Here is a 14,872-nt window from a genome sequence, read left to right on the forward strand (position 1 = left end):
TTTGAGGCTATAAAAACCGCAGGTACCAGTTGGTTTTTATTAGCTAAAGTAAAGGTCAAGTATCTGGAATTCTGAACATAAAATCCCCCTGTGAAAAAAAGATTAGAAAAAAATGTAGTAGCACATACGACAGAAATTAAGTATGTGTGTATGCACCCACATACGCTGAAGAGGATACGCTACATTTTTTTATGAGTTTAATAAAAAAAGTCTGCAGACAAAGATAAATTTTTGAGCTCTAAAAGTATCTCTAATTGTAGTTATAATCAGATTTAAAATATGTGGAAGTAATTTTTAGCTAAAGTAAGAATATATTGTAGAAAAAAGAATCCAAAAGTTAGCGTTATTGGTAATCCAAGCACTAGTCTTGGTGTAACGGCACTGTAGACCTTACAATAAAGACTGAGAGGAAAGTTACAAAGGAAGATTATCATGCTTCTTCCATATTCTTTCTACTTTCTTGTTTTTAAGTAGCTCTAATGCTTTGTGAAAGTGATGCCTTGTTTTACTTGGCACTATAATGTCATCAATGTATCCATGTGATGCAGCAAAAAATGGATTAGCAAATTTCTCTTTATATTCTTTGATTAACGTTTGCTGGTCTTTTTCATGCCTAAATATAATTTCAACTGCACTTTCAGGGCCCATTACAGCTATTTCAGCGGTTGGCCAAGCATAATTTATATCACCTTTTAAATGCTTTGAGTTCATAACAATATATGCACCACCATACGCTTTTCTAGTGATAAGGCTAATTTTCGGCACGGTCGCTTCAGCGTAAGCGTAAAGCAGTTTCGCTCCGTGTTGTATTATATTATTGTATTCTTGATTTGTACCTGGCAGGAAACCTGGAACATCAATAAGTGTGATGATGGGAATGTTAAATGCGTCACAAAATCTTACAAACCTCGCAGCTTTTCTTGAAGAGTCAATATCCAAGCATCCTGCAAGGTGCATAGGTTGATTTGCAACAACACCAATAGTATTTCCTCCAATTCTGCCAAAGCCAATTATGATGTTACGAGCAAAATCGGGTTTTAGTTCAAAAAATTTCCTTTCATCACAAACTTTTTCAATAAGTTCATACATATCGTAAGCATTATTAGGATTATTAGGAACCAGAGTGTTCAAAGATTCATCAACATCATCAATTAAGTCACAGATTGTTACAGGTTTTGGCAACTCTTGATTATTTGCTGGCAAAAAGGTAAAGAATTCACGTATCTCTAGCAACATTTCAACGTCGTTATTGAATGCAAAATCTGCTACTCCTGTTTTACCTGTATGAACTTTTGCTCCACCGAGATCTTCGTGGCTTACGTTCTCGTATGTAACTTTTTTCACTACATCTGGTCCGGTTATAAACATGTATGAGCTATTTTTTACCATGAAAATAAAATCGGTTAGCGCTGGAGAGTAAACTGCACCGCCAGCACATGGGCCCATGATTAGAGAGATTTGTGGTATAACGCCTGATGCATTTACATTCCTTTGAAAAATTTCTCCGTAACCAGCAAGGGAATTTACTCCTTCTTGGATTCTGGCTCCACCAGAATCGTTTAGTCCGATAATTGGAATCCTGGCATTAATTGCCATATCCATAATTTTGCATATTTTTTTTGCATGTGATGCACCAAGTGATCCACCAAAGACAGTGAAATCCTGAGAATAAACAAAAACTTTTCTGCCATAAATAGTACCATGGCCAATTACGACTCCATCACCTAAAAAATCAGCATTTTGCATGCCAAAATTAGTTGCGTGATGCTTCACAAACTTATCATACTCTTGAAATGAATTTTCATCGAGCAATATACTCAGCCTTTCTCTAGCGGTTAGCTTTCCTTTTTCATGTTGCTTGTTAACTCTATCAGGACCTCCTCCTTTTTCGGCTTCTAATGTTTTGATCTTTAGAGTTTCTAGTATTTCAGAGTCTTGCATGTAGTAAAATAACTTTCAAATTGGTTGTAAACTTTATTGAGCTTACAAATCCTATTGATTATACACATACACCGTTGCTGCATGCAACGGTGTATGTGTACGATAATTAATGCGCTAGCAATTTCTATTTAATATGACCTTACCCAGAAAAAGTAGACAGAAAGTTAAGACGTTTTTGAAGTAAAATAAAACGTTTTTTCAAAGAGGTGTGGTATGACAAAAAGAAAAGAATATACAGCAGAATTCAAAATTGAAGCTATAAGACTAGTAAAAGAAACAGGTCAATCATCAGCAAAAATAGCAAGAGATTTGGGTATTAGCGGTGATTCATTAAGCAGATGGGTAAAAACATACAATGATAGAATGTCTGGAGTAGATGCGTTTCCAGGAAAAGGGAAAGTAGCTCATTGTGACAAAGAAAAGTTTGATTTAAAGAAAGAGCTGGCAAGAGTAACGAGGGAAAGAGACATTTTAAAAAAAGCCCTGGGATATTTTGCAAACCAAAAAGAGTAAAATATTCTTTTATAAAAGAACATAAAAAATGCTATAAAATACGGGAATCATGCAGATTTTTGAACGTATCTGCTTGTGGTTATTATAAATGGATTACTAAGGAAAAAAACAACAAAAAATCAATAAGAGAAGAGCTCATACAAGATATTCAGAAGGTATATCGAGCATCACAATGCAGATACGGAGCTCCTAAAATTCACGCTGAATTAAAGGCTTTAGGTAAAAATTATAACATCAAAACAGTGCAAAATGTTATGCAGAAAAATGGCATTCAAGCTAAGCTTAGACGAAAGTTTAAAAGTAAAAAACCACAAATAGACAATAGAGTTATAACTCCTAACATATTAAATCAGAATTTCATCGCTGATCAACCTAACAAGATATGGGTAACTGATATTACGTACATAAAAACTAATGAAGGATGGTTATATTTGGCAGCAATAATAGATTTATATTCACGCATGGTGATTGGCTGGTCAATGAGTAATGCAGTAAATAGGCAATTAGTTATAGATGCGTTATTCATGGCTATTGGTAGGCGCAAATCTGCTAAAAATCTACTATTTCATAGCGATCAAGGATCGCAATACACCTCTAAAAATTATCAATTTTTACTAAGTACAAAAAATATTACTTCTAGTATGAGTCACAAAGGTTGTTGTTATGATAATGCTGTTTCAGAGAGCTTTTTTAGTTCACTTAAGAGAGAGTTACTCATTGATACTTCACAACACTCTGCACAACAAGCTAAAACCGCAATATTTGAATATATAGAAATTTTTTATAATAAACAGCGTAGACATTCTACTATTAACTATTGCATTCCTGAGCTTTTTGATTCATCATTCTCATAGTAAAAACGTCTTAACTTTCTGTCTACTTTTTCTGGGTAAGGTCAACGTTTTCTATCTTTTTATCAGTCATATTTTACCTCTAAACCTATTAACTAACAAAAGTATAAACTAAGAGGTATTAATTTTATTATAATAATAAAGGCTCAAGAAGCATCACCGTAGGGTTTTCTATATAGTACTTAAAGGCATTTAAAAATTTTGCTCCGAGTGCTCCATCAACTGCTCTGTGGTCAACAGAGAGAGTAACTGTCATTATCTCTGCTATCTCTATTTTTTCACCTATGACAACCGGCTGTTTTTTAGATTCACCAACAGCCATAATGCAAGATTGCGGTGGATTGATTATAGCGCTGAAAGTTTTTATACTAAACATGCCTAAGTTGGAGATAGTAAATCCTCCTCCTTGAAATTCTTCAGGCTTTAGTTTTCCAGATCTTGCCCTATTTACTAAATCTTTCACTTCTTTTGATATAGATAAAACACTTTTTTCATCAGCATTTTTTACTATAGGAGTAATCAGTCCATCCTCAAGCGCTACAGCAATTGAGATATCTATATTTGAGTATCTTACTATTTTAGTATCTATCCACGATGAGTTTATATCAGGAAATTTTTTCATGCTGAAAGCCACAGCTTTTATAATTAAGTCATTAATTGTTACTTTATTGTTTTCATTTGCTGAATTAACCTCATTTTTGAGCGATATTAGCTTATCAACGTGGCAGTCTACAGTTAAGTAAAAGTGTGGAATATTTTGCTTAGATTCAACTAGGCGCTGCGCTATCACTTGGCGCATATTACTTACTTCAACTGTTGTATTTTCCTCAAATCTCTCATAGCTTTTAGTTTGATCTAAAAATTCTAATACATCAGCTTTGATGATACGACCATATGGACCTGTACCTTTTAATCGCTTTATATCAACACCTTCATTTTGAGCTATTTTTTTAGCTAAGGGGCTTACTTTTATTCTATTTTCTGTTGCTCTATCCTCTTTTTTAGATCCCAGTGTCACGCACTGGGATGACATTGAAGAGCTAGATGAAATCGAAGGGTTGGATGATACTGAAAAATCGGCTTCAACCTCCTTCTCAACCTTGGTATTGATGGCAGAAGCTAGATCAAGTGCGCTTTTATCTTCCCCTTCCTCTAACATTAGAGCTATCAGTTGATTTACAGGCACGCCACTTGTTCCTTCCGACACTAAAATTTTTGCCAAAACTCCTTCATCGACAGATTCAAACTCCATTATGGCTTTATCAGTCTCAATTTCAGCGATTACATCACCTATTTCAACTTTATCTTGTTCTTTTTTACACCACTTTACAATTTTTCCTCCAGTTTTACTCATTGTTGGGGAAAGAGCGGGCATCAATATTTCTATAGGCATTTATTCTGCATTAAAAGATCTATTTAATTTTTAATTTACTCTTTACCCTATGTCAATCTAATCGTGAATCATGATACTTATATCATCCTAGTACGTGATGCTGGAATCTTGGTTGACTACTGTTATCCTACTATTTCTATTGCTTAGTCCTAGACAGAGTACAAATAGTAAGATCATCATGAAAATAGACGAATCTGTTATAATGGAAATAGAAAAATGTAGTGCTTACTATCCTCTCACAAACATATAGCTTGGGTACAGAAAAAATTTATATGAGGAGCTGGTTAAATTGATAAAAGATCAGAATTAATAGTAGTTTCCGAATCTTCTGTAGCAGGCTCTTCATGTGAAGCAGAGGACAGACTAACTTCTTTATCCTCTGTTCTCTGTATAGAACTACCACAAAAACTCCTTAACATCTCTTCAGCAGATGAATTTAAAATCTGTATAATAGACTTTTCACTTTGTTCTTTCAGCGATTGATCCATTTTAGAAATCAACTCGGAAAATTCACTACCTTCTTTTCTAGCTTCACTTTCTATCTTATTTTTTATGCTTTCTATATTACTTTGGTTAATTTCTTCTTTCGTTATGTTAAATGAATTAGCAATACCTTGATACTTAATCTCACAATCGCCACAGCCAACTATGCAAAGAGCAATAGAATCAGATATTTCACCTGCAGCCGAATTATGGATAGTGTAAGCTAAGCAATTGTCATGATATTTAATGCCAAGCTGTTGCTCTATCAATTCAGAAATTTCATTTTTTAAAGACATAAAGTACCTCCTTCTTACATTACTGTACCTTCTGATTAAAGTACAACAGCTGCTCCTAAATAGCAATCCATATATGGTTTACTTTAATAAATTATTAAAGTAAGAAGCTTTTACATCCTAAAACATAACTTAGATAAGCCAATGTAAAAAAATTTTTAAACGAGAATTATTGTATATATATATTACTTATTTGGTAAAATTATTTTGGCAAAATAGCATATAAAAGTTGAGGCTAATTATGAATATTAAAGAACGAAAGGATTTACAACAGGAGTTATTAGGAATTGTTTTCAATATACTCATAGAAAGTGAAGATAGCGCCATAGAAGCTATGGAAACAAGAGCAGTAGAGATAATTAAAAAACTAAAGGAACACATTAATGATGATATAGAGTATGGTGGTCAAAAAAAGCCAATTTTAGATTGGGTTATTGTTTGTGATTCTCAGAATAATGTCAGACTAAATAACAAGTCGCTATTAAAATTTGAGAAGGCAATCAAGGATATTGGAGGAAGAGCACCGCTAAATGAAATAAAAAGTACAATAAGGTTATTAGTAGAACAAGCACAGCTAAATCATGTTAGAATTAGAGGTGAGAGAGAAGTACCACTAAACCTTTTTGAGGAAAACATAATAATGAGAGAGCGAAGAAGGGCAAGAGAACAACAAATGCGGCCAAATTTTATTAGAGAAAGAGAAGCGCCATTGAATCTCTTTGGAAACAGGGATGAAAATGTAATAATGAGAGGACAAATGAGGTCACGCTATATTAGGCGTATTAGACGTGAAAGAGAAGTACCACTTAGTTCAAAAATAGGACAATTAATTGGTGTAGTTTCATCCATAATTGTAGGTGCTTTCATTGGTATAATGGTTGGTATGGTCATTGCTGGTTTATGTATTGAGCTTTGTGTAATCACCACTGCAGAACCGATTCTTCTCATCATGGGTGCTACCGCTGTTATAGGAGCTATTGTAGCAGGAACTGCTCCTGTATTAAAGCTAATAGAGATGTTTAAAGGTCAAGAACCTAATCTTTCTCCTAGTAGCGGTCTGGAAAGCTCTAATACTGCACATACTTATTTAAATAGGCAAAGAGTTATTTAGAAAAAAATTGGAAGAATGTTCAAAAAAGTCCATTTATAAAATACATCGGCTTAACTATGATCTTATAACTTAAGCTAATTAATTAAAAATTTTTGTTTTAGCGGTTAAATAAAGCCAGATCTTATTAGAGAGAGGATCTTCTTATCTCTTCTTTACCTTCATTTTCATTTCTAACAATTTTTTTTCCACTTAATATGTCTCTTATTTCATCTCCTGTTAAAGTTTCAAACTCCAGTAGATTTTCAGCAATGAGCTCCAAGTCTTTCCTACGCTTGGTTAAAATGTCTTTTGCTTTTTCATAGCAAGAAAATACGACTTTCTTTACTTCCTCATCTATAAGTCTTAACGTATCTTCAGAAATTGTCTCAGAATCATGTGTGATTTGTTCGCGATTATGATAGATCGGACCTATTTTGTCGCTCATTCCCCATTTTGTCACCATAGAACGTGATAAATCTGATGCTAGTTTTATATCTGAAGATGCACCGCTTGTGACTTTATCATAGCTAAAAATTAGCTCTTCTGCCACACGTCCACCCATTGCAACAGTTATATCTGCTAGCATCTTTTCTCTTGTGAGGGACACTCTATCTGTTTCTGGTAGTCTCATAACTAAACCGAGTGCTCTACCACGTGGAATAATTGTTGCTTTGTGTATAGGATCAGAAGCAGGCATATTAACTGCAACTACTGCATGACCAGCTTCATGGTAAGCAGTAAGCTTTTTTTCTTCTTCTGTAATGACTAAGGACCTTCTTTCCATGCCCATCATCACTTTATCACGTGCATACTCAAAATCATCCATGGTAACAATTTTCTTATTTCTTCTTGCAGCAATAAGCGCAGACTCATTCACTAAATTTGCTAGATCAGCCCCTGAAAAACCTGGCGTTCCCCTCGCAACTGTTTTTACGTTTACATCTGGTGCTATCGATATTTTCTTTATATGCGTATTTAATATTCTCTCACGCCCATTTATATCAGGTAAAGAAATAGTAATCTGTCGGTCAAAACGACCAGGTCTAAGTAGTGCTGGATCTAGGACGTCTGGACGGTTAGTTGCAGCAATTATTATCACACCTTCATTAGACTCGAAACCATCCATCTCAACCAGTAACTGGTTTAATGTTTGTTCCCTTTCGTCGTTACCGCCACCAAGACCGATGCCGCGATGCCTACCTACTGCATCTATTTCGTCTATGAAAATTATACAAGGAGCATTTTTCTTACCTTGATCAAACATATCCCGGACACGGCTTGCACCAACACCGACAAACATTTCAACGAAATCAGATCCAGAAATACTAAAAAACGGTACATTAGCTTCACCTGCAATTGCACGAGCAAGTAGAGTTTTACCAGTTCCAGGGGAACCAATTAAAAGGCATCCTTTTGGTATCTTCCCACCTAACACTTGAAATTTTTGCCTTTGTTTAAGAAAATCAACAATTTCAACCAACTCTTCTTTTGCTTCATCAATCCCAGCAACATCATCAAATGTCACTTTTTTTCCAGTAGTCATAAGCCTAGCTTTTGATTTGCCAAAGCTTATAGTTCTATTACCTCCTGCTTGCGTTTGTTTAAAAAGGAAAAGTAATAAACCGATAAAGATAAGGGTCGGAACCCATTGAATAAGTAATCCACCAATTATACCTATTGCAGAGTCTCCAATTGAAAAGGAGAACTTCACTTTCCTATCATGCAAACTTTTTATTAAGTCACTATATATAACACCACTTGAGTTAAAGGCTGACCCATCCCTAAACTTCCCTTCGATGCTTTGGTTTCTTATTGTAATATTTTCTATATCATTATCTTCTAGTCTAGTTAAAAATTCTGAAAAAGGTATGGTTGTTTTACTCTTACCTATACTTCCGCTAAATTGAATATAAGCAACTGAAATAAGAACAATAATCACTAACCAGATCAATAAGCCTTCTAAAAATTTTTTCATTTACATTTCTAATTAAACACTAATCAAGCTTACCAAATTTTGTTTTATCGTGCTATTAATAATGCATCGAATCTTATCATCACCGTATTTCTCCGTTATAATTTACATCAGGATAAGCAACCACCTTTCCATTTTTTTCACTGTTGGAAAAGAGTAGTAAACTTTAGAAAAATAATTACAAATTTAAAAAATCTTGCCCCACTCATTGTAATCCTTAATTAAATATCAGTTAACTTTAGCAAATTTTCCTTTATTATACTAGAAATAAAATATTTAATCTCGTCATCACTAGTGCTCTTACTATTATGTTTCATACATGGATAAGCAAACATCTTTCCATCTTTTAGCACTACAGGTAAAGAGTAAAAAATTTCAGGGCAGCAGTTGTAATCTTTTAGAAATTCAGGAATTTTTTGCGTTTTTTTTAGCGGAGCAATAGTTACTGAACACTTCTGATTGCTAAGTATTGTACAGCTAAATCTATTGTCCCATTCAATAGGGACATTTAATGTTAGGTGTACAGTAATTTCCTGTATCTTTGATGATTCTCTCATTATCAAGATGCTCCCTCCATATTTTCTTATTTTGCACCCAGAGAGTGTACAGTTAATATCACTATCTTTTTGCGATATTTTGTTAAATATTGCGATAAGGCTACGGTACCTTGGCTTATAGTGCTTGTTGACAATTGCCATTATAGAATAAAGAAGAAGCCTTAAAGCTATTTCCTCTGGCAGTTTATAAAGTTCATCTAGTTTAATTTCAATATAACCAAGATCATGAATATTAACGCAGTCATTAAGTGCAAGGCGTGTGTAGTGCATCAACGCTTTTGCAGCTCTTTTCATATGAAGGGCTGTGAGGCATATTCGCTCTGTTAAAATCTCTTGATTGTCACTTGCTTTAAGTAAGTTACGGTATAAAGTTCGTCTGTATTTTAAGTCATAATTGCTTCTATCTTCGATCCATTTTAACCGGTGAAGATTAGCGTACTTTTCTATTTCACTACGACTAAAATTTAACAACGGCCTAAATATATAAATACCATTTAAGAAAGATTTGTAATCCATTGATGATAATCCATCTACGCCACTACCTCGCTCCAATCTTAATAAGAACGTTTCTGCTTGATCATCTTTGTGATGAGCAACGAGCAAACATTTAACATTATTGTTTTTACACCACTCTGCTAGTAACTTATATCGTGCTTTTCGTGCCTGTAACTGAATATTACCTTTAATATTTTGCTTCTCCCAATTTAATATGAACGATTCCTTTGCTCCAAGTTCTTTTGCATAACTTATAACAAAATCAGCTTCTTTTTGAGACTCTGAACGTAACCCATGATTTACTGTTAATGCTATAGGAAGTGAAAGCTTGTTTTTTTTTGCCCAGTTAGTCATTAAATGCAGTAAGACTATACTATCTACACCACCTGATACTGCAACTGCGATTTGGTTATGGAAAGCAAAGCTATTAGCTATATTTTGAAATAATAACTCTAATTTCATTATGTTTCTTGATGGCCAGATAGTCTCTACGTTGTACAGCGACTTATTTGTGGTATATATAGATCCCGCTAACAAGCAGCGGAATTGCTCTCTTTTGTCATCCCAGTGTCAAGCACTGGGATCCAGGTTTTAATGCAAGAAACTACTTCTTTATTCCAGAAAATGAAAATTCCACTCTACGATTTTTAGCATGCTCTTTTTCATATTTAGAATTTCTAGAATCATCTTTTACATTAACCAAAGGCTCAGTTTCACCTTTAGAAGCAGTTTTTATTCTATTTTCTAGATAAGGTGTACAGCTGACCATAAATTTTTTAGCTGCATCCGCTCTTCTAGCTCCTAGTGCAAGATTATACTCGTGAGAACCACGATTGTCAGTATGACCAGTTAAAGTGACCTTTGCGTCAGGATTATTTTGTAACACTTCCATCACGTCAAGTAATGCATCTGCACTCACTTCACTGATACTAGATTCATCATAACCAAAGAAAACTCTTTTATCACCTATCTGCTTAACAACAGCATTCATTTTATTTGTCGTATTTACTCCTTTTTTAGGGCAAGAACTTACACCAGTAAGCAGTAAACAAAAACAACACATTATAATCAGTCTACTCCACATCACTAAACCTCCATAAATTTAAAATATAGTGCGTAATTTTAATTTTAGTACTAATAATCCCTCTATACTAGAATAGAGTCAAGGGAAATAAAATACTAAATGTTTTCTTTACAATCTTATAATTAATTTTCTGATAAGATGCTCAATTCTTAGCAATGAAGTACAGTAAAAAAATAAAAGTACAATTTTTTATTGTACTTTAAGCAAATATACTTTTAACTTTATTATTAATCTATTACGATATTAAGCAGATGTTTCAAAGCAATGAATAAAAATGAGATCTTATAAGTTTTTAGAGGAAGTATTACATAAGGTAAGGAATATCGAAAACACACTAAAACTACTAAGCAAAAGCCAATTGAATGTAGAGGACAAAGTTGAACAAATGTGTCTTCTAGAGGAAATCAGACATGAAGTTATCTCTCATGATGCAATAAAGGAATCATTAGCGAATGCTCTTAGGAATAAAAAGAGTGCTAATATTCAGCAGCTAAAGTTAATAGAGGGGATACACAAAAGCAGCAGTGCTATTCCTGTTGATTTAGTAAAATCTTTGTCCAAAGCTAAGATTGAATGCCAAAACTTATGGAGGCTAACTAATTCTGAAATTAGTAACTTAGAAAAGCTGAAAGAATGCTTTACTAACCTAATTAAGCTTACTCGTGAAGCAGCTTCTATAAAATCGCAGCAATTAAAGCGCTCAAACTATGAGTCATTGCTTGCTGACTATGACTCTAATATCACAGAAAAGAACATAAAGGAAATATTTCCTAAGCTAGGTAAATTTTTTAGTGAAAATGTAGAGAAAGTAACTCAAAAGCAGAAGAAGGATAAGGTTACTAATATACAAAAAGTTACGGTTCAGAGACAGATTGAACTTGGTTCCTTATTCTTACAGCAAATGAGTGTTACACCAAATGAGATTTCCATTTCTTATTACGATCCTATCGATTATGATGAATCTGACCTTTGTTATGGTTTATTTTTACTTTTACGGCATACTGGTTATGCAATTCATCAAAAATGTTTAGCGCAAAATTCTATAAAGAGCTCAATTACAAAACATATTATGTATGAAACTCAAGGGTTATTCATGGAAAGGATCATTGGAACATCCAGAGAATTTATTGAGTTCATTCAACCACACATAAAGGAGAAACTTTCTACAAAAGGCAAAATTAATAGTAGTGTTGAAAATTTGTATTTGATTTTCAATAAAGTAAATCTTTCATCTTTTTTGAAGAATGCGGATGAATTTAGTTTATTGGCTCACATTATGCTAAGAACTAAATTAGAACAAGATCTAATAAATGGTACGTTAGAAGTTAAAGATCTACACGATAAATGGTTGGAAGGTATGAAGCATTACAAGATTTCAGTAAAAGCTAAAAATGAGCTAGACACTTATTTTCAAGATGAGTATTGGATAAGTGGTGTTATAGGCTACTTTCCTATTAAAGTCATAGCGTTAATCGCTGCTGTGCAGTTTTTTTCTTTCATTAAGAAAAATCATTACGAATTTTTAGATTCTATAGTAAAAGGAGATTTCAGTTTACTTATCGATTGGTTCTCTAAAAATGTATATAGTGCAAATTATGGCTTTTTGAAACAGCTAAAAAAGGTAACAGGTAGGGATTTAGATATTGAGTGCTACACTAGTTACTTATCTGAAAAGTATAATTTGTCTCAATAAATGGTTTTCTTGAGTTGTGTATGAGTTTTGTTCAGAATTTAATCAGAAATTTTTTTACTTTCAAAGGTTTATTTGCTAGCGATATTGCTATAGATCTTGGTACTGCAAATACTTTAGTTTATCAGAAAAGTCAGGGGATAGTGCTTGATGAACCCTCAGTTGTAGCAAGAGTAAAAGAAAAAGGAAGTTACGTTCCTTATGCTTTTGGCAAAAAAGCTAAGATGATGCTCGGAAAAACACCTGGAGAAATAGAAGCGATAAGGCCCTTGAAAGACGGAGTTATTGCTGATTTTAAAAGCGCGGAAGAAATGTTAAAATATTTCATACGTAGCGCAAACACAAGATTCACTGTTAATAAGCCTAGTATTATCATATGTGTTCCATCTGGATCTACCCCAGTTGAAAGACGTGCTATACAAGATGCAGCAGAAAGTGCTGGTGCAAATGAAGTATTCTTAATTGAAGAACCAATGGCTGCAGCAATTGGGGCTGGACTTCCAGTTACCGAACCTGAAGGTTCTATGATTGTTGACATAGGAGGTGGTACAACTGAAGTTGCAATTATTTCTTTAGGTGGAATTGTTTATTCACGTTCTGCCAGAGTAGGTGGTGATATTATGGATGAGGCAATAAAGTCATACATTCGTGAAAATCATAAGTTATTGATTGGCGAAACAACTGCTGAAAAAATTAAGAAAAACGTCGGTTCAGCCAGTCTGCCAGTTGAAAACAACAAAGAGGGAATGATAATTAAAGGCAGGGATTTAGTGAGTGGTATGCCAAAAGAAATGCTTTTATCAGAATATCAAGTTGCAGAGAGCCTAATAGAGCCTGTACATCAGATAATTTCTGCTATTAGAACTGCACTGGAGAGTACTCCACCCGAACTTTCTTCTGATATAGTTGATAGAGGAATAATTTTATCTGGTGGAGGTGGGTTATTGCGCAACTTGAGTAAAGTTATTAGTGAAACAACAAAATTACCAGTTCGTGTTGCAGATGATCCACTTTGTTGTGTTGCCCTAGGTAGCGGAAAAGTACTTGAAAACATGGACTATTTTGGCCATGTTTTATTCAAGCAAGATTAAATTGTTTTTGAAGGCAGTTTATCGAATTGTTTTGATGGAATTATGTAATATAAATGAGATCCCAGTGTCACGCACCAAGTAATTTAAAGGCAACTTCCAGCAGGAAGGGGTGTCATCCCAGCGCTTGACACTGGAACTTGACTACAAATAAGTATGCTGTTTCGATGAAATTGTGTAATAGAAACTGGATTCCAGTGCTTGACACCAGGTTTGTGTTTATAAATTATATGCTAAAAGAATTTGAAATTGAACCTTTATTAAAAGATAAAGCTCCGCATCAAATTAAGGCTATTGTTGCAATGTCCGGGGGAGTTGATAGCTCCGTTGCTGCAGCACTGCTGTATAACCTTGGGTACGAAGTGATAGGTGTGACTCTTCAGCTATATGGCACTGATGGCAATGCTAATGCAAGAAAAGGTGCATGCTGCGCTGGACAAGATATTTATGACGCCAAACGCGTAGCTGAAAGTGTTGGCTTTCCTCATTATATTTTAAATTACGAAGAAATATTTAAAAAGGAAGTAATAGAAGATTTTGCGAATACTTACATGCGTGGGGAAACCCCCATACCATGTGTAAGATGTAACCAAACAGTCAAATTCCGTGATCTATTGCAAGTCACAAAAAATCTTGGTGCGGATGTGCTCATAACAGGACATTACGTAAGAAGATTAGAAGAAAATGGTGAGGTAAAGTTGTGCAGAAGTATTGATAAAAGTAAAGATCAAAGTTATTTTTTGTTTGCTACAACTGAGGAGCAGTTAAAGCTTTTGCGATTTCCACTAGGTGGGTTCTATAAAAGTGATATAAGAAAATTAGCAAAATATTTTAGCTTACAAATCTCTGAAAAGCCGGATAGTCAAGATATATGCTTTGTTTCCGAAAGCTATAGTAAAACAATAGCTAAATTAGCTCCACAATCTGTACAGAAAGGTAAAATAGTAGATATTCATGGAAAAGTGCTAGGTGAGCACAGCGGCATAGTAAATTTTACAGTGGGCCAGAGAAGAGGCCTCTGCATTGCACACAGTGAGCCTCTTTATGTAGTAAGAATTAATACAGAAAATAATGAAGTTGTAGTAGGCCCGATCAATGCTCTAATGCAAAAAAAGATATTGGTCAAAGAGTTAAATTGGTTAGAACAACCAAAAGAAGGCATGGAAGTAACTGTGAAGCTTAGGTCATCACATGCAGGAAGCTTAGCGACAATATATTCAACTGACGAAAAGAACAAAGCATGTGTAATTTTAAACGACGATTACTTTGGCATCAGTCCAGGTCAAGCCTGTGTAGCATATAAGGGCGAACAAGTTATCGGTGGAGGTTGGATATGCTCCTAACTTGGTGGTTTAATTTTTTAATGCAGAATGTAAACATACAATAAAATTTATTGCTGTTTTATCCTATATTCTTTATACT

General features: G+C 34.2%; 12 protein-coding genes. 6 read left to right on the forward strand and 6 right to left on the reverse strand.

Annotated elements, in window-relative coordinates; translation table 11 throughout:
* Window positions 1-414: 414 nt before the first annotated feature.
* Complete coding sequence (locus tag ABWU52_RS00485) at window positions 415-1,941, reverse strand: acyl-CoA carboxylase subunit beta (protein WP_353276996.1); 1,527 nt, start codon at window positions 1,939-1,941, stop codon at window positions 415-417.
* A gap of 213 nt (window positions 1,942-2,154) precedes the next feature.
* Here ABWU52_RS00485 and ABWU52_RS00490 point away from each other — a divergent pair, with 213 nt between their 5' ends.
* A complete protein-coding gene (locus ABWU52_RS00490) occupies window positions 2,155-2,454 on the forward strand; it encodes a transposase (protein WP_064085359.1) in 300 nt (99 codons plus the stop codon).
* Window positions 2,430-3,308, forward strand: a complete 879-nt coding sequence (locus tag ABWU52_RS00495; RefSeq protein WP_353277659.1) for an IS3 family transposase — start codon at window positions 2,430-2,432, stop codon at window positions 3,306-3,308. The genes ABWU52_RS00490 and ABWU52_RS00495 overlap by 25 nt, the downstream gene beginning before the upstream one ends.
* A gap of 127 nt (window positions 3,309-3,435) precedes the next feature.
* Here the strand turns inward: ABWU52_RS00495 and ABWU52_RS00500 are convergent, their stop codons facing one another.
* The gene (locus tag ABWU52_RS00500) at window positions 3,436-4,698 is read right to left on the reverse strand and encodes a pyruvate dehydrogenase complex dihydrolipoamide acetyltransferase (protein ID WP_353276997.1); all 1,263 of its coding nucleotides are present in this window, start codon (window positions 4,696-4,698) and stop codon (window positions 3,436-3,438) included.
* 284 nt (window positions 4,699-4,982) lie between these two features.
* Window positions 4,983-5,477 (reverse strand): hypothetical protein, encoded by a 495-nt coding sequence (locus tag ABWU52_RS00505; RefSeq protein WP_010403296.1) that lies wholly within the window; start codon window positions 5,475-5,477, stop codon window positions 4,983-4,985.
* Between the two features lie 238 nt (window positions 5,478-5,715).
* On the opposite strand from ABWU52_RS00505, the gene ABWU52_RS00510 reads away from it, so the two are divergent.
* Window positions 5,716-6,585: a hypothetical protein gene (locus ABWU52_RS00510; protein WP_353276999.1), complete on the forward strand. Its 870-nt coding sequence runs from the start codon at window positions 5,716-5,718 to the stop codon at window positions 6,583-6,585.
* 124 nt (window positions 6,586-6,709) lie between these two features.
* Here ABWU52_RS00510 and ftsH read toward each other — a convergent pair whose 3' ends face one another.
* From ftsH to ABWU52_RS00530, 3 genes are all read right to left on the reverse strand, one after another.
* Window positions 6,710-8,539, reverse strand: coding sequence for an ATP-dependent zinc metalloprotease FtsH (ftsH, locus tag ABWU52_RS00515; protein ID WP_353277001.1), 1,830 nt, complete (start codon window positions 8,537-8,539; stop codon window positions 6,710-6,712).
* 218 nt (window positions 8,540-8,757) lie between these two features.
* Window positions 8,758-10,050, reverse strand: coding sequence for a tRNA lysidine(34) synthetase TilS (gene tilS, locus ABWU52_RS00525; protein ID WP_353277003.1), 1,293 nt, complete (start codon window positions 10,048-10,050; stop codon window positions 8,758-8,760).
* A gap of 142 nt (window positions 10,051-10,192) precedes the next feature.
* Window positions 10,193-10,672, reverse strand: coding sequence for an OmpA family protein (locus tag ABWU52_RS00530; RefSeq protein ID WP_007302208.1), 480 nt, complete (start codon window positions 10,670-10,672; stop codon window positions 10,193-10,195).
* 274 nt (window positions 10,673-10,946) lie between these two features.
* Between ABWU52_RS00530 and ABWU52_RS00535 the strand changes: the two genes are divergently transcribed.
* The 3 genes from ABWU52_RS00535 (at window position 10,947) to mnmA (ending at window position 14,793) form a co-directional block, all read left to right on the forward strand.
* Complete coding sequence (locus tag ABWU52_RS00535; RefSeq protein WP_353277005.1) at window positions 10,947-12,365, forward strand: carboxypeptidase; 1,419 nt, start codon at window positions 10,947-10,949, stop codon at window positions 12,363-12,365.
* 20 nt (window positions 12,366-12,385) lie between these two features.
* The gene (locus tag ABWU52_RS00540) at window positions 12,386-13,453 is read left to right on the forward strand and encodes a rod shape-determining protein (RefSeq protein ID WP_007302210.1); all 1,068 of its coding nucleotides are present in this window, start codon (window positions 12,386-12,388) and stop codon (window positions 13,451-13,453) included.
* 227 nt (window positions 13,454-13,680) lie between these two features.
* Complete coding sequence (gene mnmA, locus ABWU52_RS00545; protein WP_353277661.1) at window positions 13,681-14,793, forward strand: tRNA 2-thiouridine(34) synthase MnmA; 1,113 nt, start codon at window positions 13,681-13,683, stop codon at window positions 14,791-14,793.
* Window positions 14,794-14,872 lie beyond the last annotated feature (79 nt).

This window comes from Wolbachia endosymbiont (group B) of Villa cingulata, from assembly GCF_964028285.1.
In the GTDB taxonomy this organism is placed as follows: domain Bacteria; phylum Pseudomonadota; class Alphaproteobacteria; order Rickettsiales; family Anaplasmataceae; genus Wolbachia.